The following is a 26292-nucleotide window of genomic DNA, read 5'->3' as shown; positions in this document are numbered from 1 at the left end:
GCCGGAGTACCTGTCGCCGTCGGCGCGGCGGTTGAAGCCGGTGGGCCCGCCCGCGACCTCCATCGCAAAGGCCAGCTCGCGGTCGCCGGGCTCTGCACCCCACACGTAGGTGTGGTCGCGATGGTGCTCGATCCATACCTCGCCCTCGGGCCGCGTTCCCACCGGGCCGGTCAGGGTGGCGTGGAGCTCGGCCAGGTGATCGACGGCCTCGGCAGTGGTGTTCTGGCCGATCAGCGTGTGCTCGCCGTACTTGATCTTGCGCTTGCTCTGGCGGTACACCCCTTTTTCGACGGAGCCGATCAGCGTGTTGTCCGGCCCGTACACCACGGTGTCCGGGTGGCTGCTGGCCTGGTGGTAGCCCGGGTGGCCTGGCACGGGCACGGCGTCGGAGGGCAATTCGCCTTCAGCGAGGGCGGGTTGCCGCTCCGGCTCCTCAGACTTGCGCTGGCGCGCCTCGCGCTCCTCACGGCCGGCTTCCCAGGCGTCGTAGGCATTGACGACCCAGGCGATGGCCCCGGCTTGTGTGTCGAAGGGTTCATTGCTGGACCAGTTGTCGATGCTGGTGGGCATCCAGCCGCCGCCGATGGCGGGGGCGATGGAGCCGATTCGTGTCTCCTCCAGCAGTACCGGGGCCAGCGCGCGCCGCCCGGCTCCGTCGCGTTCGGGGTCCCCCAGTGTGGCTCGCGCGGCCAGCTGTTGTGCGTGCTCCTCTCCGCCCGGCCGCAGGGCATCGTCGGCGGACAGGGCAGCGCGCGCCGCCTGCGGTGCGGTTGCCGTCGGCTGCTCAGGCCTGGTCGGGTGGCCCTCCGGTGAGGCTGCGCTGTCGACCGCGGCCTGCTTGTCTTCCGCTGCCTGTTGCAGCGCAACGGCCGCGGACTCGCTTGCTGCTTCCGGAATCGCAGTAGTGCCGTTGCCCAGGCGGGCGACGGTGCCTGGGAGGTGGGCCTGTGTGACATCAGGCAGAGGCGCGGCCTCATCTTCCCCGGAGGAGACCAGGATGTCGGTCAGGTGGAACGCGGGGTGCTGTCCGTCGGTGGGCGGGTGGATGGCGGCCACGGTGGCCTGCAGCCGCATCCACGTCGGCCGCAACGCCTCTTCGACGTCGGCGTAGGCGGAAGCCACAGCGGTCCAGTCGGTGTCGACGCTGATGCGGTCGCCGGGCCGCAGGGCGGAGCGGCGGATTTGGTCGCCGATGCGTCGTCCGTGGGCGTCATACAGGCCGGTGTCCCTGGCGGATGCCGGGGTGAGGCGCGTGCGCGGGTCCAAGTCCAGTGGTGCCTCGCCCGCGTCGGTCTCTATGCGCACGGTTCCATCGGCCAGCGTCGTGACAGCGGTGACCGTGGCGGGCAGTCCGTCCCGCGCAACGATGCCCGTACCGATCTCAGCGTCTTCGGCGCGGAGTGTGTGCCCGACAGGCGGGGCGGGCTGGGGGCCCGGCGGCCGGGGATCGTCATCCTTGGCCTTCTTGCGGGGCTTTCCGGCCTGCAGACGGCTGGTGAACTGATCGAGGCGGTCCCTAAGTGCCTCCAGCTCACGCTCGATCTCTGGCCACCGGTGCAGGTCCTCGCGCTCCTGGGCGAGTTCGGTGATCTCCCCGGTCAGTTCCTCGATTTCTGCGACGCCGCCGTGCAGGCTGGCGATGTTCTCGTTGACAGTCTCGTCGTCGTCGACTTCGCCGGGGAGCAGCTGCATGTCAAGGTCGTCGAAGAGAGCGGTCAGGTCCGGGCCCATCAGCGCCTCGTGAGGGCGCATGCTGGTCAGGGCGTCTGCCGTCCACTGGAGGATCTGGTTCAGCAGCTCGTGCGCGTACTCCAGGCTGGGTATCGGACCGCGCCCCACCTCAAGGCGCTGCAACGCCCTTCCGCCCTCGGTGTAGGTCACCAGCTGCCGAGCGAGGGCGTCGTCCGGGACGGGCGCCTTTGAGGCAGAGGGTTCCTCGTTGACTGTCTCTTGCGGCCCGTTGGCGGGCCCCGCCTCGTCCGGAGCCGCCGGTACACCCTTGGGCAGGTGGTCATAGTCCGACGACGCGGTCTGCTCAGCCGTGGCGGGAGCGGCGGCCCGGTCGGCGTCTGGGGCCGGATCGGTGACGATCGCCATCTTCCCGTCCGCGATGCCAGCCAGCTCCGCTGAGGATGCTGGGCGTCCTGGGGGGTCTTCGGGTCTGATGTCCTGCCGGGACAGGGCCTGGGAGTGTGCTTCTGCCGAGGGGACAGAGGTACCCACGGCCGGCGTGGTAGCTGGCTCGCCTGCCGGCTCGGAGTCTGCCGGGGAGGAAGGAGTTTCCGGTGTCGCGACGGGCGTGGCATCTCGTGCGGGGGATTCCGGCTGTGCGGGTTCTGCGGCCCTGGCCGTGTATTGCTGCATGATCTGCAGGGCGTCTCCGACCGTCGGCCGGATCTCGCCACCTCGGGGGCCGGTGCGGTCGTCCGCCCACAGTGCCCACGATGACTGCTTGTCCGCCGAGAAGCGGCCCTTCTTCACCGTCCATGCCAGACGGAATGCCCACCGGCCGACGGCTGTCTGCCCGTCGATGTGGATGTACAGGCGCTGGGAGTACTCGCGCCGTTCTGTCTCCCGCGTCATAGTCCAACCGCGTGCCCGCGCCGTCGCCCACAGCTGCCCGAGGGTGTCAGGAACAGGGAAATCGGGATCCCACGCGCCGCCTTCACGGACGGGCGCCTCTGCAGCGGCCGCGGCACGGTCGGCTTCGGCCTTCTGTTCCTCCCGCTCGCGCTGTTCGTCCCGTTCCGCTCGCCGCGCGCGGGCCTCTTCTGAGCGGCGCTCCCGCTCGGCGGCACGCTCCTCGCGCTCGGCGATCTGACGCGCCCGGTCGGCGTCGGCCTCGTCCTGCGACGCTGGAGACAGCAGGTCGACGTGCACGTCCTGGGTTGTGCCGTAGGCGGGCTCCTTGACACGGAAGGAGTCGTTGCGGGTGTAGTGCTGAACCTCGCCGACCCACAGGCGCTTCGTGGGATCCCAGTTCGGCGCGACCCAGACCGCGTCCCCAGGCTGATAGCGGTCGCGGACCTCTGCCCTGGGGGCGACTGAGGTCTTCTCGGTTCCGGTGGGCGCTGCGCCTTGCTCAGTCCGATCTGCTGGGGCCGCCTGCTTGGGTGAAGCGGGCACGTGGCTGGTGTCATGGAGGTCGGCAGAGGCTTGCTGCGGCTCCGGGGCTTCCCTGGTGGCGTCTGGTTCCCTGGCTTCCTCATCGGGCGAGGCAGCAACATCCCCAGGGGCTTCCGTCCTTGTCCGGTCCATCTCGGCGACGGCGACTTCGGGGTTCTCCAGCCGCCTCGCCCACACCGAGGCGGCTTCGGATGCCCCGCGGGCGAGGTCCTCGCCGCCTGGAATACCCGGCGTCGACATCTGGGGCTCCGCAGCCTCGGCAACACGCTGACCGCAGGCGGCTACTTCACGAAGGCGAGAGGACAGTTCCGCGGCCGTCGCTGGCCGCCGCTGCACTCGCTCGACCGCCGTCCGGAACTCCCCCCAGATCTTGGCACCGGGTCCAGGCAGGGGCACGTGGTGCGGAACGGCGAATATCTCAGCAATAGCCTCTCGGGCTGCCCTGGAGACCTGCTGGTCTGCCGGTACGGCGTGAATCCCCGTTGCCTCCCGCGCGGGTGGGATCAGGGCATCCCGCCTGGACAGGATCGTGTCGATCTCGGCCCCGTTGCGCTCTGCGACCAGGTGGATGGCCCCGTCGGGGAGCCGCCTGAGGCTCCTCAGGGCGAGGGGGCTGCCCCAGGTGGTCGGGTCCACGACCCGGTCCGCGCGTCCGGGTGTGGTGATCGGCTCCGGAAGGCGCAGCGTGTCGCCGGGGCCGAGGGTGGACCACGGGGCGCGCCTCCAGCCCGTCGGGCACGGGATGTCGTCCTCGTCCGCGCGTTCGTAGACGCGCTGCAGGGCGTCACTCTTGCGCTTGTACCCGGGTGCGAGGTGCCCATCGCGGCTCATCGGGAAGTAGCCCTTGTCGCGCTTGAGGACACCGCCGATCAGGGTGCCGTACTCGTCGTTGACCGGGGTCAGGCGGTCCGGGGCGAGAGATTTTCGGGCGGCGGGGTCGGTCAGGGCCTGCTGACGGGCAGCGCGTTGTTGCTCGGCTTGCTGACGTTGCTGGGTCTTGCGCTGGCGTGCCGAGTGGAGTTCGGCTCGGCGGGCTTCGATCAGGGTCGCGTGGCGGGGATCGGCCAGCGGTAGGTCCAGTCGTTCCAGTTCGGATGCGATGTCTTCCAGGGCCATGCGGCTGGGCGGCGCTCCTCCGGGGCGGGCGTTGCCCTGGGGGGCGGGGGAGTCTGCGGTGGCCAGTGCGTTGTCTCGGCGACGGGCGAGGACGCCAGCCAGGAGCTGCGTTTCGCCGTTGCTGTCCAGTTGCAGCCCGTCGTGCGTGACGCTCTGGACGGTCTGCCACCAGGGGCAGGCCTGGGTGAGCACCTGGTCGCCTGGGGAGAAGTCGACGGCGGACCAGCGTGCCACGCGGGTTCGCTGCCCAAGACGCACCAGTTCAGCCCGTCGTTCTTCGTAGAGCTCTGGCAGTTGTGGGTCTGCGGGTGCACCGTCGGCGGAGATGTGCACGGCGATGCTGCGGCCCTGGCGCAGCATCGCCGTGACGAATCTGGCCGTCTTTTCGTGCCGCTTTTGTGCCCCGGTGTTCTGTGTCTGCTTCCACACTCCCTGGTCAGGCGCTGGCACGAAGTTGGCTGCTTGGAGCGCGGCGGCGGCCTGCGGGTCCTGGGCGGTCTTGCGGTCGGCAGCGATCCCGTGAACAAGGGTCTGTCCGCGCTGGGTGGGGTCGTGCTGGATCCAAACACGTTCTAGAGGCCTGTGGCCCGTCTCATTGCTGTCGCCCGGTGTGTCACGCTCGGAGGTGGCATCCCTGGTGCGGGAGTCCTCTGGCGCAGGTTTTGTGGTGAGCGCGGACTCTGCTGCTTCCCCTGCCGGGGCTGGTCGGGTCTTCGTTCCGTTCGTGTTCTCCGGGTAGGGGGTGTCGAAGCGGCGGACGAGTTCGCCGATCGCGCCGCTGTCTGTGTGGAACGGCGCTGGCCTGTCGCTTTCGACGGCGAGGTTGCCGTCCTGCGGTTCTGGGACCCAGCCGTCCGAACGCTGGTGGATGGTGCCGATCGTGGTGCCGTCGATGGTAATGGGAATGCGCCCGTCGCGGGCTCTCTCACCTCGCTGGGTGCGGGCGAGGGCGGCATCCAGCTTCTGCTTGTTGAGGCTGAGGCGTGCCGCATCGTGTAGGAGGTCCGCGGTGGCGCGCAGCCGCGGCGCTACGTCCTTGATGTCGGCGATGATGAGGGTCAGCCAGCCGTAGAGCCATTCGCGTCCCTCTGGCTGGGTGTTCAACCTGTCGCGGAGGGCGGTGAGGGGAGATTCCAGCTGTTCCAGGGTGTCGGCCAAGGCCCACAGTTCAGCACGGCCACGTTTCCCGGTCTGGGCAAGTCCCGAGTTGAGCGCGTCGAAAACGGCGGCGAGTTCTGGCTGTTTGAGGTATGTGAGGGGCCATACGCGCACAGCGGCTTCGTGCAGGGCGGTGCTGTAGCGGGAGAACCGGTCGATTCCCTGTCCGAGTTCGGCCTGGGTGGCGTACGCGCCGTCCTCTTCGAAGGCTGAGCCGGTCTCGACCATCCAGATGCGGACGGCGTCGCCAGCGGCCCGCTGAAGGTCGCGGCTCGGCGGGATGGGGACGACGGCGTTGCCAGGTTTGACCGTGCCGGTCCATGCGTACCCGTTGTGGTGCAGGTCAGCGACCGGCGAGCTGAGCGTGCGTATCTCCTTGGGGTCGTTCTCGTCTGGGCCGCTGGAGGACAGCCAGAATCCCGGGGGGCAGTCGCGGACCGCTTCGGCAGGGGGTTGGGGGGCGGGGGTGTCGGGGAAAAGCGCATTCCATGCGTCAGAGGTGATGGTGGCGCGCCAGGCGGCGGTGAAGGCATCAGCCGCTTGAGCGGCCTCTGCCAGCGCGGTGGCGGCGTCGGCTTGGGGGCCCGTTCCGTTCCACGCGTCCTGCACGGCTGTGATGGCCGCGGTGATGTGCTCGACCGCCTCATGGAAGTCGGAGGGCTGCCGCAGGGTGGCGCGGGTGAAGGTGTTGAGGGCGTCGCGCAGCGTGCTCTCGACGCCAGGGTTGGCGGCCCGCTGCCGGAAGAGTGTGGTGCGCGCCAGAACTCGTACGGACTGGCTCAGGGCGCGGCGCGGGGCGCTGATGTCCCGCCAATGTGTGAAAGCGGTGATGGCTGCGGACTCGGCTGGCGCCAGGGTCGGTGGCGCCGGCTCAGGCGCCGCAGGCCTGACGGTCAGGTCGGGGGGCTGCGCGATGGGGCTGGGCTGCACATTCGGCATCGCGGGGTCGAGGTCGGTGCTGGCCCCGGGGCTGGTGTGCTGGCGGACGAGCGGGCGCAGGTAGCGGTTGAGCTCCCGGCGACCGAGCGCATGCTGGGTGGCGGTGCGCAGCTCTGCACTCTCCAACGCCGCGGGAAGGCGTCCTATGGCGTGGGCAACGCGCCGGTCGATGAGCTGGTTCAGCCGCAGGGCGGGCAGCCCGGATGTGTTCAGTGCCGCGTTCAGGCAGGGCCATGTGGCGACCTGTTCGACGACCCACTGCACGGCGCTGTAGTGCTCGGCCAGCATCTCGGGAACCGGTACGGGCTGCTCGCGGTGGGCAGCGCAGCGGACGTCGCGTGCGTGAACGAGGTCGGTGAGGGCCTCCTGCGCCGTGTCGTAGGGGTCGGTGACGGCGATCTGCTCGGCATCCGTGAACCGCCACAGGGCGCCGTCCTGCCAGAGGAACCCCGCGAGTTCGCCGTCGACCAGCACCGGTTGGCGTCCGGTTTCGGACGGCTCCTTGATCTGCGCGCGGTCGACCGCCTCTTGCCGCCGCTGCTCGTGCGAGGGCTCCGTCAGCAGTTCCTGCAGTTCCCTGGCGGAAGCCACGGCCGCGCTCTGGGCCGCTTCCGTCAGGGAGTCCCGCCAGCTCTCGCGCCGAGCCAAGGTGGCATCAACGCGGGACACATGCAGGTCCACCGCATTCAACAGGGCGATGGCTGCCTGTGCGGCGTGCATCTCCAGGCTGTCGCGGTCCAGAGCTTCTACCGCCGTGAGCAGTGTGCGGTAGGCGTCGACGATGTGGTCTTGCGGCCGCGCCCATCCAGTGATGAGCTCGGACGCCAGCCCCAGGACGGCGGCGATGGCCTGCTGCTCGGAGGGCAGCCGGTGTTCCGGGAGAGGCAGGAGTGTGTGCTCCGGGTCGTGCCCGAACAGCATCCCGTCCGCCCAGGTGCGCAGCTGGTCCAGAACGTGCTGCTGGCTGGCCTGGTAGTCCGCGTCGTCGGTGAACGCAGTGGCGCCGCCTGCTTTTGCGACTGTGCTAGCAAAAAGGAAGCCTTGCTCAGGCAGGGTGGGGTCGGTGATGTGGAATGGGAATCCGGCGTCGTTGAGGGCGCCGGCCGCTGCGGCGGTTCGCCGCCGCCACATCTCCTCGCCCCATGGGCCGGGCAGTGCCCAGGCCGCGCCGATCACATCCTGCGGAGCGGGTTCCAGGCGCCGGAAGCCGAACGACTCGACCAACTCCACTGCGTCAGCGGGCACGTTGGAGGCATAGACGAAGGGGATCGTGCTGGTCTGTTGTACGAACAGGACACGGCCCCGCTGGTGTGGAGGCAGTTCTTTCTCCGGAGCGTCAACAGAGCGGTTGGCTTCGGCCAGTTCCGCAGCGGGGTCCGCTACGCGGCGGTTGCCGGTTGCCGGTGGGGCACTGATCTGGCGGCGCCCGGTGAATGCCTGTGGCACTGGGGGCGCTGGGTCTGCCGCGGGCGCTGTGACAGGGCCGGGCTGGCCGGTCTCGCCAGCCTCCGCGCCAGCGCCTGCCGTAGGCCCGGCCGCACCCGTATGGACCGACGCGGGGACGGCGCTGTCGTCCACACCGGCCGGTTCCGGGACCTGAGGTCCGGGAGCAGCTTCCTGTTCCCGGCTTGGGGTCACAGCCTGGGCGGGTGACGCTGCTGCGGTCAGAGCGGGCAGGCGCAGCCGCCGGGGGTAGACCTCCACCATGTCGCCCAGCGGCAGGAAGAGGGCGTAGTTGTCGCCGTATACGTGATGGCCCCGGCGAAGGGTCTTGCCGCGGCCCCGCTGGAAGAATCCTTTGCCTTCGATGCCGTGGCCTCTGGCTTTGGTGGTGAGTTGTGTCCGGTGGGGTGGGTTGCCGGGGACGGCGCTGTCGGAGTATCCGTAGGCGGTGTAGATCTCGCCCTCGGTGAGCTCCCAGATGTAGGCGAGCGGCCACCCGGTGGGACCGGTACCACGTGCGGGCCGGTCTGCTGGGTGTTGCTGCAGAACGGTTTCGATCGCGTCTGTCAGCGGTGCGATCTTGGCGCGCCAGTGTGGCTCGTCGCCCACCCGGTTGCTGACGTGTCCGAGTTCGTGTTGGGCGAGCCGCAGGTCGTAGTGGGGGTCGCCGGTGTAGGTGTTGCCTGCCGCGAGGCCGGTGAGGAGGTCGCGGGCAAGTTGGAATGGCGGCAGTGCCTTCCAGGTCTTGCGGCCGGGGTGGTGGCGTTTGTCGTAGTCGCGGGGGATCTCGGGCCAGAGGTCCAACAGGTCCGCGGCGGTCGCACGCAGAACCGCAGGAACGGGCGGCATGCGGCGAATGTTCTCGCGGGGCGCTGGGGCGGCGTCCCACGTCACCGCGCCCGCGGCGTCCGTGCCGTGCCCGTGCCAAGTCGCGTCCCTGAGCGAGATCCAGCGCTCTAGTGCGTCGTTTTCTTCACGGTGTCCGGTGGGTTCACCGATGGGAGTTGTCGTCTGCTCGGCGTCTGCCGCCTGCGGGGTCGCGGCGGGTCGCTTATCGGACTCCAGGGTCCGGCGGACGGCGGCGCGTTTGGTGTTCTGGTCCACGACGGTCCATGTGCTGGTGATCTCGCAGCTGTTGCGCTCGGCGACGCCTTCGGCAGCCTGGGTCGACGCCGCTTTGATGCTGCCTACCTTGGCCAGGGTGGAGGTGCGCTGGTTGAAGTTCCCCAGCCTTTGGCCGCCGCATTCGCAGGTCAGGTAGGAGTGGATGTGCCCACCGGGCTGCTCGGCCTGAACGTAGAGCCACCGGTAGCGGTGGTCGCACGGATCCGTCGCGGCCGCCTGATCGCCACTCCCGTCCATATTCGCCGACTCGTTCTGGATCCACGGTTCATGCGCCACGGTGCCGCGGATGGTGATCCACTCGCCTTCGTCGGGCTGCGCGTGGGGGAAGCGGCGTGCGGCAAGATCGGCTGCGGTGACCTGGTGGGAGAAGCTGATCTGGTCGCCCTGGCTCAGGCTCCGGCGGGTGAGGGTGGCGGTGTAGCCGGCGGCAATCTCTGCCTGCTGGCGCTCGTAGCGTGCGCTGGCCTCCGACTCGGGGTCATGGTGGTCAAGGTGCCGGGCGGCCAGCCGGGCGACGGCCTGCAGAGCGCTGTCGCCTTGAACGGTGGGCCACAGCCGCATCAGATGGGCGGCCAAGGGCGAGTCGAAGGGGAAGCGCTCGTCGTGTCGGTTGACCAGCGCGTCTTCGACGATTCCGGCGAAGTTGTGCGCGGCCCGCTTGTCGGCGAACGTCCGCTCCAGGCCGGGCAGGTCGGTCATGGGCCCGGGCAGTGCGATGTGCCACTGAAGGGCCGCATCGCGGTAGAGGGCGAGGCGCCCCGCGCTCGACAGGGTGAGGGTGGCGGAGTCGGCGATCTCGTGGAGTACGGCCCGTCGGGCGTCGCTGACGAACGCCCTGCCGGGGTCTGCCAGTTCGGCTCCTCCCGCCCGCAGATGGTCCTCGACGTCGTCGGCCAGGGCGAAGCGGGGGCGTTCGAGGGGCAGGGGACCCACAGCATGGCGGGGCATGCGCGCCAGGTACGCGACGGCCTCCTCGGCCGTCACCGGTATGGCGACCATTCGGTCATTGGGCGGCAATTCCACGACGACTGCGTCATCGGCGTCCACATAGGCGTATCCCCCGCCTGCGAGCAGCGGCTCGAGCTGCGCGGTGAGTTCGGTGCCGTCGAGGATGCTGAGCTCACCGTGGCGCGAGGTTGCATACAGTCGCCAGGGGTCGGCGGCGAAGGCGGCTGCGCGGCCTGCGCGGACGGTTGGTGAGGGAGCGACGTGGTCGGGTTCCTCGTTTCCTTCCGGGGCAGGGGGCGGCGTGGCATCGTGACTTGCTCCCCCGCTGGCCGCTGGAGGCGGTGTCTCGTGGTCGGCGCTGGTGTTGGCGGGTGCGGAGGTCTCGTGCTGGGCGCCCTGAGCCACGATCTCCCGATAGCGCGCCCAGATCTCCTGCGATGCGTCCGGGCGGTTGCCCGGGGCCAGGTGGCGTCCGGGGTTCAGGTGCCGCTCGCTGGAGTCGGTGCGGCCGCTGGCGTACTCGTTGAGCAGGCTCTGCAGCGAGGATGCGAGGCCGCTGACGTAGCGGGCGGCGCCCGGGCCGTACAGGGCCTCGAACCGGGTCCCGGCCGTCGTTTCCTCGCTCTTGAGTTGGGTGAGCAGGCGGTAAATGTGTGAACCCTGTACGGCAGTGCGCCGGTCGGAGATGTCCAGGACGATGCCGGGCGGTGAGGTCGGCAGCGGGTGCTCGGTGTCGATCGTGGCGAGCTCGTCCCATATGCCCTGCAGCCTGTCGATCTGGATCAGCTCAGGGTGGCGCTGGTGCACCGGTTCAAGCAGCGCGGTGAGCTGGGCGTGCACCTGGGTGGCGGCCGCGGTAACGGTCCGCAGGCGTACTGCGGTGGGACGCGCGTTCCAGGCCGGCGAGTGCTTACCGACCGGAACGGCACCATCGGGTCTGCACACGGCGAGCCCGCTGTCCATCGCGCCCACTACTGCGTACCCGGCCTGCTTGAGAACGTATTCGGGCGACGGGGCGCGCCTGACGATCACGGCGCCGCTCGCCGCGCCGCCGGGGAAGTCCCGTTCGGTCGCGGGGCGCACCTCCGGCCAAGGGTCAGGCCGAACGCTGGTCGGCCCACCGGTGCTGAGAATGCCGCGGACCTCGTGAGCGAGTTTCCACTGCTCGGCGCTGGCGCCGTGAGGCAGCTCGGCGATGAGGTGCTGGAGGTGGAGGTGGCTGTGCTCGCCGTCCTCGGTGACCTGCAGGCTCCAGCCCATCTGGCGCAGTACATAAAGACGCTGCTGTCGGGCGTTGGATGCCTCGTCCCACAGAGGCGTGAGCGTGATGGACAAGCTTCCGTCGAGGCGAGCGTCAAGGCGGTAGCCGGCGCCTCCCCACGCGGCGTGCGGCAGCCCGTTGACTCCCAGCAGCCAGGTCTGGAGGACCGCGGCTGCGGCCCGCTCGGCGTCGGTGACCGCGCCGGCGGGCGCTGTGCTCGCCGGGGGCGGACACAGCGGCACCTCCTCGCCCCGCCCGTCGGGGAACAGCCGGGCCCGCGCCGTGTCGTCCTGGGCGGAGGCCGCCCAGGCGGCCGCAGTCTCCTCCGCAGCCGTGCGCAGGGCGGTCAGCGCGGCCAACTCGCCGGGAGGGAGGTTGAGGGCCTGGGATTGCTCTTCGGTGTAGCGGGCGGCCCGGGCCAGGTCGAAGGCGTTGCGGTAGGCAACGGCGCGGTGGTTCAGATCGGCGTCGCTGTCGAGAGCATGGACGGCGTGCTGGAGCGTTGCGGCGCCCAGGTCGTCCAGGTGCGGGCTGGAAAGGCGTTCCACCACGTCCGGCAGGGCGAGGGCCGGCTCGGCGAGGAGCAGCAGCTCGGTGCGGCGGGTACGGAACGGCGTGATCGACTTGTGGATCGTCCCGCCGGGGAACTCCTCGGCCAGCGCGGCGGCGATGGTCCGGGGGCGGGAGATACGGATGCGCTGCCACATCGCGCCGATCGCACCCGTGTAGTCAGGGGCCTCTTCAGGCGGTCCGGAGGGAGTGGACGCGCGGGCGATCGCGTCCTCGATGAGGGTGAACTCCTCGTCCGACATGCCCTCGTGCCAGTCCCGCTCGCCCAGCCACCTGCTGAACTCCGCCCGCCTCAGCGCCTGGTCGACGCCCGGTTCGGCATAGCTCATCAGCTGCGCGTCGGCTTCGGCCCGGCGCTGCAGCTTCACCAGCGCCAGCTCGAGACGCGGATCGCTGTCCTGCGCGGTGGCCGACAAGTTGAGCGCATGTGTCCAGGCGGCCTCGGCCAGGGGGAAGAAATCCTGGACGCCGGGGACACGCTCGGCCACCCGCCACTGCGCCGTGCGGTCGGCCTGGACCGCGAATTCATGCAGAACCGCGTAGTCGCTGTAGACGACGCCGCGCGCTTGGGCCTGCAGCAACTGCGCGAGTACGACGGGCGCCCACCCGGTGAGGAACGGGTAGTCGTTGTCGGTGGCAACCGCGAGCAGGAGGTCGAGCAGCTCGTCCTGCGCGGCCCGTGCTGCGGCCGGATCGGTGTAGGCGGTGCCGCCCGGTAGATGCGCGGAGTTCTGCTGGCCGCTATCGGCGGCGAGCAGTGCGCGTTCTGCCTTCGCTCCCTCGTCGCCGTCGGACAAGGTCGCAAGGTGGCGGGTCAGGCGGTCGATGTGGTGGTTGACGTGGGTGTGCAGGAGCTTGGCCCACTCGCCCCCGCTGCCGCGACCGTCCCGCTCCAGGGCAACCACGGCCTGATCGAGCGCCCGGTGACGGTGGATCTCTCCGGCGATCCCGCCTACCTGGCGATGCCCGTCCGTCACCCCCCAGGCGTCCTCGACGGCCTGGTCCAGCTCAGCAGCCGCATCACTAGGACGCGGCACAGTGCGCAGCAGCGATACCAGGGCGGCAATGGTCTGCTGGTCACGCCGGACGTGGCTTCGTTCGTACGGGTTCGGATAGCCGGGGTTTGCGCGGATCTCCGGTGAAAGGCTCCCGGCGAGCTGCTCGGCTGCGCGCTCGAGCAGGGTGAGCGCGGCGTGGGCGGGGTCGGCGATAGTGTCACGGCGCCGCTTGCCGATCTTCTGTTCCAGAACGCGCCGTCCGGTACGGGCTGCGTCCGCGTACGCCCGGCTCTGGGCTGCCTGCTGGTACCAGGTCTGGTAGGGCCTGCCGAGTCCGGGCGCCGCCTGGTCCAGCGCGGCGATCTCGGGGGCATTGCCAAGGCGTTGGCGCAACAGGAGTACGGCGTCCTCGTGGAGCTCGTCGAGTGCGGTGGCTGCGGCCTCCAGCTCCGCTTGGGTGAGCACGGCAGGCGGGGTGGCCGCGGCTACATGCTCGGCCCGCTCCTCCAACGTGGGCCGATTCCGTCCGGGCAAGCGCATGGACAGACGCATGGCTTCGCCGTCGGCCACAGGTGTGAAGACGTGCTGCTCCTCGCCCACGGTGATCTGCAGGACATCGTCCGACCAGTCCGGGTCCTGGGCACCGTTGCCTGACGCCAGGGCGTACAGTTCCGCCGCGGTGTAGGTCTGAGCCTCGTCGTACCGTTCTGCGCCGGCAGCGCGCATCAGTTGGGAACCGGGCATCTGCCCGGCGATGCTTCCTGCCCGGCCGTGCGATGCCGCCTGCTCGGCCGTGGCGGTTCCGGGCAGCCAGGTAGTGCCGCTGGTGGCGAGCATTTCGTGAGTGGCGTGCATCCTCCAGACGTGCTCGAAGGCCCGCTCGGCCAGGGCCGCCGCCGTACGCTCGCGGAAGAAGTCGTCTTCGAGCACCGCAAGGAACTCGTACCCCAGATCCGCCACCTGCCGGCACGCGCGGGCGGCCGCGCCGCTGGCGCCCGGTTGGTCGGCAAGCGCATCGGCCAGCAGGGCCGCGGCGGCCTCATCGGCGATCAAGCGGAGATCCTTCTCCGCCCGGTGCTGGCGGCCGCTCCAAGTGCGCGTCCACTCCCCCAGGGCTGCCACCACAAGCAGCGCCCCAGCGCGGGCGGATTCCTGGTCCGGATACGCCTCCGTGTCTTCATCGTCGTACAGGGCATTGGTATCGGGCACCTGCCAGGCAGCGATCGCGGCAGCGTTCAGGGACGCAGGCGTCTCGGGCGCGTCGGCGGTGTGCTCGGTGCCGGTGGACGCGGTGGCGTGCGCGACGAGCGCCGAGCGGTAGTACTCGTGCTGGTGTGCGACCCAGGCCAGATCGGACCACTGCGAGCGATTCGCGCGCAGCAGGGCCTGGGCCTGTTCTGCGGTGCCGCTCTCGGCGGCGCGCACGAAGGCGTCCAGCTGGGTGGAGTTCAGTGTGACGAGGGTGCCTCGTGCACCGTGGTGGTCGGCGAGGACCTGTGTGAGCCGGCCGCCGCCCCAAAGCTGGGGCTGGTCCAAGCCGTTGAGTGCCTCGGCGAGATTCTGGCCGGTGATGACGTGTGCCTGCCCGTCCAGCTCCAGCAGGTATGGCTGCTCGCTAGCGCGGGGTAGCAGCTCAAGGCGTTCACGCTGGACCACCTCAGCCAGCATGTAGGTGGTCAGCACGGCACCGTCGTCGAGTGTGGAGTCGAAGTACCTGCGCAGGAACTCGCCCTCGTCTTTGAAGAATTCCAGCGCCGCGCGGGAGATGTCCTTGGTGAGAGCTGCCAGGGTGTCCTCGTCGAGCGCCTGCCCGCGGGTCAGAACGCTCTGGACGGGGTCGGACCCGGCAAGGTCGATCAGTTGTTCAATCGGGGTGGCGTGGTCCTCCCAGCCCGGTGGCACGGGGAGCATGGGCTTCAGAGGCCAGGGGATCTCCGACGGTGCCATCGGGCCGTGGGCAGCGTCGGTGAGGTCGCGCCACAGGTCACCGAAGGCGCCTGTGAGTCCCTGCGGTGTGATGTCGCTGTACAGGGCGTGCGCCAGCGTTGCGGGCATCGTGGGGATGCGGTCGGCCAGCCACTTCATGAACGCTGGGGCGTAGGGCAGTGGGGCGTGTTCGGTCAGCGGTGAGGCCGGGATGGCGAGAGCTGTGGGCAGGCCGTCGGCGAGAGCTTCCTCGCGCAGGGCGGCGATGTGTTCCTGCAGTTGCGGCGACGCTTCATTGATCAGGGCGTGGGTGCGCCGGGCGTGGAGCGCAGCGTCGCGGGCCAGGCTCTCTAGGTCGGTGGTGCCGCGGTGGTTGCCCTCGTCGCGGCGTTCGGCCGTGACCCGGTGGGCCAGGCGCCGCAGCTCCGCGCTGACGGCAGGCCACTTCTCGTCCGGCAGCCCCTGCGGCGTGAGGGCCGGTGTGTCGAGGAGGATCTGTCCGACGTAGGTGAACAAGCGCTCGCTGGTGATGTCCAGGTCGGCGTGCAGGGCACTGAGCACCTGACGGACGCGGTGTTGTAGCTGGGCGTGGGCGGCGGTGAAGGCGTCGGCGTTCTCGTAGGGCGTGGCGGGCCCGGGCCGGACGTCATCGAGCCGGACGCGCCACCGGTCGTCCTCGATGTTCTCGAGCCGTTCAGCCGGGAACCGGTAGGCGGTGGCCGCCGCTCGGGCCACGTGCTCTTGCAGGGCTGTCGCCAGGGCGGTGGCCGCGCTGCCCAGGGGCTCAGGTGCGCCTTGGGCGAGCTGTTCGGCGGCGTAGTGAGCGACGTCGAACCGTTCCACCAGCTCCGGCCCGTCGATCCGGGCCTCCATGACGGCGGTCAGGTCCTCTGCGTTCCGCGGGCGTGGGGCGCCGGTGGGCGGCAGGGCATCCTGCACGGCCCGCCACAGCACGTCGACGGCCGCGGTTGCGGCGCGCATCTCCTCCGCGTCCTGATAGGCAGCCGCATCCTGGGAAAGGCTGGACAGGCGTTCGCGGCTGGGCCCTGGCCAGGGGGTCGCAGCGAGCCGGTCGAGGTGATCCCCGGCGCGGCGGATGAGCGCTCGCAGCGCAGGGTCTCCCCCGCCAGTGGGACGCTGCTGGAATTCGGGGTGCCGCAGGAGGTCGGTGGCGCGAGCGATGGCGCGTGTAACGGTGAGAAGCTGCTGGGTGTATGCGCTGTGCCGCTGGGCGGAGACGCGCGCGACGCCCCAGGAGGAGCTGAACCGCCGTAGCAGGGCGGCCAGTTCGGTGCCCTCTGTGTCGCCGAGGCGGGGCACGTAGCTGGCCAGCCATGCCTCGTGGGCGCGGTGGAGGCGCTGCGCGGCGTCCCATGCGCTGTCACCGTCGTCGGATGTGGCAGCGGCGTAGGGGCGTGGCTTGCTCGACCCCAGGTCCCAGTCCGCGCCGGCGGGCCGGGCGTCCGCTTCCGCAGCGGCGCTCTCCTGAACCGGCCGCGGCTGGTGCAGAGCGGCGCGGAGGTCCTCGTTCGCGTCGCATGCCTTGATCAGCCCGGCGAACGCGGCTGGGGTTTGGCGTGCGATCTCAAGGGGCGACTGTCCGGGCTGCACCGCCTGGGCCAACGCGGCCAGTTCGCCCTGATGCGGCAGTCGCAGCAGGGCTCCCTGGCGGCTCCTACCGTCGTACACGCCCAGGGTGTCCGCCTCGTCGCCCAGGCGCATCCGCGGCCGTCCCAGCGCGGAGGTGAGGTGTTCGTCGACCCTGTCACCGGTGAGCAGTACCGGTTCCCCGACGCCAGTGAGCAGGTAGTACGTGTCCGGCTGCAGGGTCTTGGCGTAGTGAGCGCGGCGGGCGACGGAAGCGTGGACGTGGGCGTTGAGGGAGTCGCTGAAGTCAGGGTTCTCGCCGAAGTAGCCCCACACGACAGTGTCTTCATTGGGCCACCGTGCTTCGTGGTCGATCAAGTAGTCAGCGACCCAGTCGACGACTTCCTGGACGACGAGGCTGTTGTCCGGCGGGTTGGCGACGATGAGCTGCGCCAGGCGCCGATCGGCGCTGGCGGCATCGACCAGGTCCCGGACGAACTCCCCAACGTGCTGCCACAGAGAGGGCAGGGGCAGGCCGGGGTCGGGTTCGCTCAGCGGCTGCGCCGGTACAGCATCAGGGGCGGCGTCCTTGAGCTGCTGCCACATCTGTCCGAAAGCGCCTCGGAGGCCGGAGGGCGTGATGCTGCTGTCCAGTGCCCGGCGCACCGTCGGTGTCATCGACGCCGAGCGCTGGTTCAGCCACTCCCAGAACGCGGGCGCGTACGGCAGTTCGGCTGTGGGCGAGGTGTGGTGCAGCCTGTCGAGCAGCGTGTCGTCGGCGAGGGCTGCTTGGGTGAGGGCGGCCAACTCGGTCTGGAAGTCCGGGTCGTTCTCGTGCAGCAGGCTCTGTGCGGATCGGGCGTGGCTGCGCACACGGGTGGCCCAGCTGCTGAGCTCGTCGCCCATGCCGTAGCGGAACTTCTCCTCGCGGCGCTCGGTGACGACTTGGCGTACGAGGTCGCTGAGGGTGGTGCAGAGCGCGGGCAGCACCGGGTCGGGCAGCCCCGTGTCGGCGGTGTGGCTGTTGAGTTCCTTCAGGAGCATTGCCACGCGCCGTTCGCTGGCCAGCTTGTCCGGGCGGAACGCGCCGCGCTGCTGGAGGGATTGCCCGCGTTGGAGGAGACTCTGCTGGTCGGTCCAGAACTCTTCGAGAGTGTGCGGTGACAGCCCGGGGCCGAGCAGACGGTCGGTGAGCGTCACAGCCGGCGCTGTCGCCGTAACGGCTGCCGCCAGCACCTCGGGGTTAGTGCGGGCGGTGGCGGCCGCCCGCGCGAAGTGGTCGGATGCTGCGGCGTTGAGGGGGGTGAGCGGACCGGCGACCGGTGTGGCGCCGGGCATCCGGTGCCATTCCCATATCTGGTTCAGGGCACTGTCGACGGCCGCCAGATGTGCGCTCGCGGAGCCGAATCGGCCTGGCTGCTCCAGCAGCGCGTACAGGTTCAGGGCCCACCGGTGCTGGGGGGCCTCGATCTGTGTGAGGTCTCCGGCCGCATCCCGCACTGCGGACAGGGCTTCCTCGAGGTCAGCGAGGCTGGCGGCGGCTTCTTCCTGGCTGGCGAAGGGCGCGAGCGCAGCGGCCGGCTGGTCGGGGGCTCGCTCGCTGGTGACCAGGGTGGCTGCCACGCGGTCGAGGTGATTGTCGGTGGCGCGGATGAGGTGGCGCAGTTGTTCCGCCCAGGGCCCGTTGCGATTGCGGCGGCCGACGGCGTTGAGGTCGTCGTGCAGGCGCTGGATCCAAGACAGTGCGTGCGTGTGGGCGAGGTAGTGGGGCAGCTGCGAGAGGCCGTCCTGCGGTGTCTCGGCGGCGGCCTGGGCCCATGCCGTGCGCAGCGTGACGATGTCCTCGAAGTCCTCGGCCCGGTCGTGGTGGTTCTCGCACCACTCGGCGAACAGCCGCTGCAGATGCTGGGCTGCCTGCGTGACGGCGCCGGTGTCCGGGTACGCCTTGGCCACATCGGGCAGGGTCCACGCCTGCGCCGCGGCGGGTATCGCGGCCCCCTCTCTGGGGCTACCGGGGGCCTCGTCCTCGGACGAGGGTCCGGTGCGCTCCTGCAGGCTGCGTATGAATTCCTCGAACTGGGCGCGGTCGACAGCCTCAGCGTCCCGGCTCTGCTGGTCCTCGTGACCGCGCTGGGTGAGGGTCGCCCGGTGCCGGGCGAGGAATTCGCGCGTGAGGGTGGTGAAGGAGGCAAGGGTGGCACCCAGGGTGGGGCGCTCGCGGTCGTCGAGTGAGCCGAGCAGGCGGCTGGCGCGGTCAAGCGTCTCGGTGAGGAACCGTTCGGCGTCGGCGAAGTCGCGGTCGTCCTGAGCCGCGACGGCGGCGAAGAGGGCATGGCGCAGCCGGGCGAAGGCGCCCGGTTTGTCGTCCCGGCTCCAGGTCTGGGCGGCCGCGTGGCTGAGCTGAATCTCTGCAGCATCGACGGCGGCCATGGCGCGCTGCCACTCGGGGGTGCTGGGGAAAGGTACGGCAGCGGCATCTGTCCACGCCTGGGTGCCGATGTCGACCGCCGTTGGTGTGAAGGGCTCCCGCTGTGGGCTACGCGCCTTTGCGCCTGTGCCGGGCCGGGCGTCGCGGGGGGCCCGCGGCGTGACGTCCGGTGCCTCGGCGCGGCTCTGATCCGGCCCGGCCGCGCGTTGGTCTGGCGCCTGGCCCGTGTCGCGAGCGACTGGGGCGTCTGCTTCCTCCTGCTGACGGCGGTGAGCCTGCTCGTCGGCGTCGTCGGATCCCTTGGCTTCGGCGGGGGCGGGCGTCGGGGTCTCCAAAGCCAGTTGCCCGGCTTCGGCTGCGGGCACGGGCAGGATGCTCAGGGCGCGCGCGGCGGCCTGCTCCGGCCGGTCGTGCAGCGGGCCTTCGGGGTCACTGTCGGGCCGCCATCCGGGGGGCGCCGTGTCCGCCTGATGCCAGACGAAACCGTCGTTCACGACGCCGTGCTGGGGGTGGTAGACCTCCCAGTTCGGGTGCTGTGTGAGGCCGGCAGGGCGGATGCGGTAGCCGTCGTGGCCGGGCACCGGGCGGGAGTCAATGCCCAGGTAGCGTTCGGCTGCCGCAGCGACGGTCATGGCCTGTCCGTCGAAGGTGTGCCGCAGCCCGCCTTCTCGGGGGTAGGTGACCTGGTGCCGGACGCCCGTGTCCTGGATGAGGCGGATGAAGCGGTGTTCGGGATCGGTCCCCATGCGCCCGGCCTGCTGGAAGATCCCGCTGGCGAGGTGCTGGAGGAGGTCCTTCTCGAGCTCGACGGGGTCATCGTCGCCGAGAATCGAGGCGAGGTCGACCAGGCCGCGTTCCTTCGCATCGTCGTACCAGCGCCGCACCGCGCCGATCCACCCTTCCTCGTCGCGCTGGGCGGCGTGCTGGTGCGCCGTGAGGAGGTCAGGGTCGGTCACGGCTGCCGCAAGCAGCGTGCGGCCGTACTCCCGGCGCAGTTTTCGTAGCGCGTTCGAGGTCTGGTCTGCGGCCGGAGCCTCGGGCTGCGACGCGGCCTGTCCGGGCTCCGGCGTGCTCTCGGAGCGCGTGTCCGGAGAGGAGGGTGGGGCCTCTGCCGGCTGGGCGGGTGACGGTTCGGCTGCGGTGGTGGCATCCGGTGCTTCGGGGGTGCGTCGTCCGAGTGCGGCTGGTCGGGCTCCTGTAGTGATCGCTTCGATGTCCTGTGCGTCGCGGCGCCGGGCGTGAAGGCGGCGGCCCGAACTGGTGACGGCCAGGAGGCCGGGGCTGATGTCCATCAGCCGCCGCAGCAGGGTGTGTGCAGCGAGGGTTTCGGTGCCGACGGTGTAGCGGGCGGAGAGGCTGAGTTCGTTCAGGCGGACGTATTCGCGGCCGTCCTCAGCGCCGGAGGGGTCCGGTGCCGGTTCGGTCGACTTCTCCCACAGGGCCAGCGCCGAGGGGTTGGCGAGGGTGGCCGTCCAGCGTTCCTCGTGCTGTCCTGCCAGGCGGGCGAGCCGCTTCAGGTCGCGGGCGGCAGGCTCGGGGCCCAGATCCGTGGCCGCCTGGTCGATTGCCTCGGCCCACCGGCGGGGTGACACGATGGCGGCAGAGGCGGGCAGGGGCTGGCCGTCCCGGCGCTGGGCGCGCAGCTCGCGAGTCTGCGCGTGCAGACGGTTCACGGCCTCGGTCAGGGAGCGGCCGGCCGGGGAGGCGGCAGCCTCTGGGTGACTGGTCAGGACTGCGCGGACGGCTTCGTGCAGCAGCCGGTCGGCGATCAGGGTGCCGAGCCGGTCGGTGTAAAGGCGATAAGCAGTGCCGCTGTCTTCGTCGCCCGGCTCTCCTCCCGAACCTCCTCCGCCGCGACGGTCACGGGAGCGGCCCGAGCCGCCTCCAGAGCCAGCTCCGGAGCGGGCCAGCACCGGTTCGTCTTCTGCGTCGGCGTTCGCCGCGTAGCCGGGGATCGCCCCCTCCGGCCCTCCGCTCTTGGCCGGGGCCTCGGCTTCCAGCTCGGCCATCAGCTGCACCATCTGCGCCGTGGCCTCGGCGAGTTTGTCATCCTCGTAGAAGGCGACGCCCAGATGACCGCGGGCATTGTCAACCTCCGCCAGCGCCCGGGTGCGCTCCTCGTGCGCGGGGGCAAGGTCCTGCTCCAGGTTGGCGAGCCGGTACTCCAGCGACTGGATGGTGCCGCTGCTTGCCCCTGCTCCCTTCTCGAGGTCTACCTTGGTCGCTTCACCGGCGCCGAAGGTCAGATGCAGCTCCGGCCAGTGCCACGATGCGACAATGGGCACACCGCCAAGGACCGCGACCTCAATCGTCGGCTCAGGCGAGGTCTTCCCCCCCTCGTAGGCGGCGGCTGCCATCTGCCTCAGTTCGTCACGGGCATCCTCGAGCCGGTAGCCGAGCGCGGTTGCCGCGTCCTTGCGCTTGGTGTAAGTGCGCCCGGAGACAGTCATCTCAAAGGCGGTACCGCGGGTGGAGCGCCGCAGGCCGGGGCTGGTGCCGTCGCCGACTATCGAGGTCAGCAGGTCGATGTCGTGCTGCATCTGCTCGGCCTGCCGCGTCTCGTCCTCGATGGTGAGGCGCAGGCCTTCCTGGGCGCTGTTGTGCGCGAACTTCTCGGCTTCCATGACGAGGATTTCGTTCTGCAGCGTGCCGACTTGCAGGAGACGGGGGTCGCCGGCGCCCATGCTGATCGCTTCGAGCATGTGCTCGAAGTCGTCCATCGCGATGTCCTCGATGACGCGGTCGGTGATCTTCCCGCTCATCAGCTGCTGGATGAACTTCGCCTTGTACAGCACCAGTTGCCACACGTAGGCGTCGAAGCTGTTCTCGGTGACGTAGTTGAAGATGTGGACCGGCCGGTTCAGCAGGTAGTTGATGTTGCCCTGCCGGTGGATGCGCCCGTTGCGCTGGTGCAGGTCGACGGGGCGCCACGGGCAGTCCAGGTGGTGCACGGCGATGGCGCGTCGCTGGACATTGGTGCCGGTGCCCATCGTCTCGGTGGAGCCGATCAGGACGGATACCTTGCCGTTGCGGCAGTCTCGGAAGAGTGCGGCCTTGTCCCGGTCGGACTTGGCTTCCTGCATGAAGCGGATGCCGTCGACGGGCACACCGCGGTCGGCCAGTTCCATCAGCAGCCCGTCGTAGACGGTCCACTTGCCCTGCTTGATGGCATCCTTCGAGGGGGTGCCGAGGTCGGCGAAGACAAGCTGGAGGCTCCCCGGCAGCGGGTCGGGCTCCGTGTCGTCCTTGCCCTGGTAGATGTCGCCGGCGTGGGCGTGATACAGCTCGGCGATCTTGTCTGCAGCGATCGAGATCTTGGTGATCTCACCGGGTTCGAGTTCGTAGCCGATCAGGCGGGGGTCCAGCGCGCCCTGCCGCATCCAGCTGGACAGTTTGAGCATGTTGTCTTCGTCGGGCTCGACCGCGCGGGAGCGGATGTCCGCAGCCCGGCTCTTGGCGATCTCGGCGATCTCGGGGTGGACGCTGGTGGGCGGGCAGTGGACCATCTGCGGCCCACCCCCGGCAAGCTGGGGGGTCTCGAGATTAAGGTGTTCGGCGAGCTTGACGTCGGTGGGAATCCACCAGGCGGTCAGCAGCTCCGGCATGTTGGTGAAGCGGGCGAAGCGGGATTTGGTCTGCAGCCCGCCTTCGGGCGCGATCTCGATGCTGGTGTCGATCTCGGCATGGTTGGCGCACCAGTCGTCGAAACTGGCCAGGCCCATCCCCTTCAGGATGTCGGGACGCAGCAGTCTGTTGTAGATGTTGGCCTCGGCGATGGAGTTGACCACCGGGGTGGCCGACGCCCCAGTGATGACCCGCTCGCCATGCATGCGGCGCATGTACTGCAGCTTCATGTGCAGGTCGGTCGCGCGGACCGACCCGGCGATCGACAGACCGGCGTTGTTGGAAGGGTTGTACAGATTCTTGAAGTTCTGGATCTCGTCGACGAAGAGATAGTCGATGCCAAGCTGTTCCCAGGAGATCCCTGTATCGCCCATGCTGCGCATGCGCTTCTTCAGGGCCTGCTCGCGCACCAGGCGTTTGCCTTCGACCTCCTTGAAGGTCGGGTCGTCCTTGGGGTCTTTGCCCTCGGCCTTCAAGCGCTCCCGGCGGCGCTCCAGGTCGTGGTCGAACTCCTCGAGGTGCTCGGCAATGTAGTGCTGGTGCTCCGCGGCCGAGAGGGGGATGGCCTTCATGACGCCGTAGGTCATGATGATCGCGTCCCAGTTGCCGGTGGCGGCCTTCGCGGCGAACCGCTTGCGTTTGCGCCGACTGCCCAGGTCCTTGGTGGAGGCGGTGAGGAGCTTCGCGGACGGGTAGGCCTGGAGGAACTCGCGCGTCCACTGCTCGGCCATGTGGTTGGGCACCACGATCGCGGGCTTACGGACCATGCCCAGGCGCCGCAACTCCATGGCGCCCATGGCCATCTCGAGGGTCTTGCCGGCCCCGACCTCGTGCGCCAGCAGCGCGGCCGGCTCGTTGACGATCCGCGCCACCGCAGCCGTCTGATGAGATCGGGGCGTGTAGGCCGTCGACAGGCCCTGCAGCGCCATCGGCGGGTGGTCGTCATAGTTACGCAGGACGACGGAGTTGAAGCGCGTGTTGTAGAGCGCCGCGAGCTCCTCGGCCCGATCGGGATCGCTCCACAGCCACCTGCGGAACTCCTCGTTCAGTCGGCCGGCCTGCTTGTTGGCGACCGTGGTCGCGGTCATCGCCTCAGCCCGCAACTGGGCCTTTACCGCCCGTGTGGCCTTTTCCGGGAACGTCGGCGTGATGCGGATCGGGCGCTGGTTGAGCAGCGCGGTCACGATCTGTACCGCGTTCATCTGCTCGGTGCCCCACACCTTGGTGGACATCACCGTCATCTCGCGACCGCAGGTCACCGTCCAGGTAGCCCCGGCAGCCCGCTCCACCTTGATCGAGTCATCACGCAGCGTGGTACGCAGGAACTGCTGGACGTAGGCAGCCGCCACCCACGGGGCACCGAGCTTGACCCGGATCTCCTCCGGCGGCACATCCGGCGGTTGGGCACGCGTCAACTCCGCAACGTTGACGGCGAACCTGTCATCGACGTCGGCAGCGTCCCGGGCCTGGGCGAGTTTGAGACGGACGTTGCCCGAGAGGTATTCAGCGGCCGGCACCAGTCGGCCCGTGTGGGGCTCCTCGTACACGATCGTGCCCAGGGCCTCTCGCGCAGCCCGCGCATCCGCAAGACCGAGCAGGCGGGCGACGATGTCGAGGTCGATGCTGCCGTGCAGGTCCAGGCTGATCGCCGCGGCCTCTTCAGCAGTGTCCGCACGGTCGGGGATGCTGCGGGGCACCGCCACCCGCTGGGTGAAGATCTCCGCCTTGTGGGCGGTGCCGGACTCCTCCTCGTACTCTTCCAGCGCATACACCAGCGCGGCATGCGGGTCGTCGGCGAAGCCGCCCTGCGGCGGCGGGACCCGCGCCCACACCTTCAGCGCACCGCTCTCGCGCGCGGTCTCCCGCAGGGCCCGCAACAGGGTCAGCGTCTTTCCAAGACCACCCGGAGCCTTGTCGGGATCCCAGCCCAGCAGTATCTCCAGGTCAGAATCCTGCAGCACGCCGTCACCGATGTTGTCCAACGCCTGCCGCTGCTTCGGCCCCAGCCGGCGCCCCGACACGGCCAGCGCGGCGTCGGCTATCTCATCGGCCAACTCTTCCGGCAGGTCATCCCAGGTGAGCCTGCGCGTCATCTCCTTGCGAGTGAAGCGATTGACCGGCCCGTACTCGGCCACGTAAGTGTCGTATGCCTGGTTGAGTCCGGCCCGCAGAAAGTCCAGCCACGTCTCATCGGAGACCGGTGCCGTCTCCGCATCCAGCAGCGTCACTACGGCGTCCCGGATCGCCAACAGCGCCCTGAGCTCGCCACGCTGGGTCTTGGCGCACGCGTGCGGTTCGCTGTCCTCCAGGTGCGCCGACCAGAACGATCCGTCCGGCAATTCGACGATCCGGCCGTCGAACCGGGCCGCATCCGCCCCGAACAGCTCCTGGGCGTCCGGCCCGCCCGTTTCCTCCGCGCGTCGTGCCGGGTTGGGGGTCATGACCAAGCCCGCCTCGGCCGCGGCCGCGATCTCCCGCTCCAGGACGCGCTCCAGGGCCTGCGCCGTGTCGCCTCCGCGTGAGGCCACCTCCGCGCGGTGCTTGTCGCCGCGGGCGCGGCCCGCTGTCAGTTGACCCAGGACGTTGCGGGGGTGCTTGAGGAAGTACTCGTTGAGGTCGATGACCTTCTCGTCGCCCGGAACCGGGTGCATCTCCAGTGTCTTGGCGAACGCTGCCCCCTGCCGTTTGTGGGACGGGGCCTTGCGCCGGAAGACGAGCAGATCGGTGGCGACATCGGTGCCGGCCGCCGCTGCGTGGGCGCCATTGGGCAGCCGGATCGCGCAGACCAGGTCGGCCAGCTCCGCCATCTCCGCGCGGGCGGCCTTACGGGGCTTGTCCATGGTGCCGGTGGAGGTGATGAAAGCAGCCACTCCCCCGACCCGCACGCCTTCCAGGGCCTTGATGATGAAGTGGTCGTGCATCGGATAGTTGCCGGGATTGTGCCGCGGATCGACCAGCGGGGTGCGGTGGAACGGCACGTTGCCGACCGCCGCGTCATAGCCGCCGATCTGGATCCTGGTGTCCTCGAATCCCTCATTGCGGACCCGCGCCTCCGGGTACAGGGCCTGGCAGATCGCCGCAGTCACCCCGTCGAGTTCCACACCGGTCATCTCGGCACCCTCGGGCGCCATGCCGATGAACACGCCTGCCCCGCTGCCCGGCTCCAGGACCCGGCCACCCTGGAAGCCGAGCGCCTGCAGCGCCCGCCAGATCACCCGAACGAACCCGGCGTCGGTGTAGTGGGCGTTGAGCGTGGTGCGCCGCGCTGCCGCGTACTCACTCTCGCTCAGCAGCTCCCGCAGCTCCTCCTGCGCTTCCTCGAACTGCCGGCGCTGTCTCTTGCTCTTCTCCTTCGACGGGTCGAAGACGTTCGGTAGCGCGCCCCAGGACGACCAGCGCGCCAGGACGCGACGCTCTTGGTCCGTCGCGGCTCGCTCCTCTGCCTGGATGCGGCGCAGTACGCGCAAGGCCTCCAGGTTGGCCTCCAAGCGGGCCATCGGCGCAGCAGGGGCGAGGTCGTTCTGGTCCTGGGGACGGAAGCCCTCCTCATCGGCCGCCATCTACAGCAGCCCCTGACGCCGCAGAGCGGCATCCGACAGCCCCGTGAGCTCCAGCAGACGTGCCGGGGCATCGGCCCTCAGTCGCTCCCGCTCCCCCGCGGTGAAGTCCCCGGGCGCGCACCGGCCAGCCAGAAGCCCATGAAGATGGTGCTCGCGCCACTGCTCCTCGGCCAGCTCAGCGCTGTCGAGGTGCGGGTCGTCCAGTAGGTCCGGATCGGCCTCGGCCGGCAGCAGGACCAGCTCACCCAGGACCGCGGACTCAGCTTCCTGTCGCATGCGCTGGAATCGCCCTGCGCGCTCCAGGAAGGACTCGCCTTCGACGAGCGGCTCCGCCAGGCGCTCGGCACTCCACAGGGTGCTGACCTCACGCGCGGCGTCTGTGCCCAGCTGTGCGAAGAACGCCTCGGGGTCATCCAGTCCCGCCGCCTGCTGCGGCCGGAACTCTTGCCAGTGCCGCTGTGCTCGGCGCCCGTACCCATTCAT

The 26292-nt window shown here is 69.8% G+C and carries 2 protein-coding genes (1 of these 2 running past the window's edge); both read right to left on the bottom strand.

Features of this window, described 5'->3' with window-relative positions:
- Positions 1–25809: the 5' portion of a UvrD-helicase domain-containing protein gene (locus ABZW18_RS00245; protein ID WP_356179827.1), read on the bottom strand. The gene continues 4350 nt to the left of window position 1, outside the view; 25809 of the gene's 30159 nt are visible here — the first part of the coding sequence; it begins with the start codon at positions 25807–25809; the stop codon falls past the left edge of the window.
- Positions 25810–26292, bottom strand: coding sequence for a hypothetical protein (locus ABZW18_RS00240; protein WP_356179824.1), 483 nt, complete (start codon positions 26290–26292; stop codon positions 25810–25812).

Source organism: Streptomyces sp. NPDC004647, from assembly GCF_040609575.1.
Lineage (GTDB): Bacteria > Actinomycetota > Actinomycetes > Streptomycetales > Streptomycetaceae > Streptomyces.
Note: the sequence above shows the minus strand (reverse complement) of the source record. Positions and strands in the feature narration are given on the sequence as shown.

Bases quoted from the DNA above. Each gene is read 5' to 3' on its own strand.
- ABZW18_RS00240 (WP_356179824.1), bottom strand. From the start codon at position 26,292: ATGAATGGGTACGGGCGCCGAGCACAGCGGCACTGGCAAGAGTTCCGG.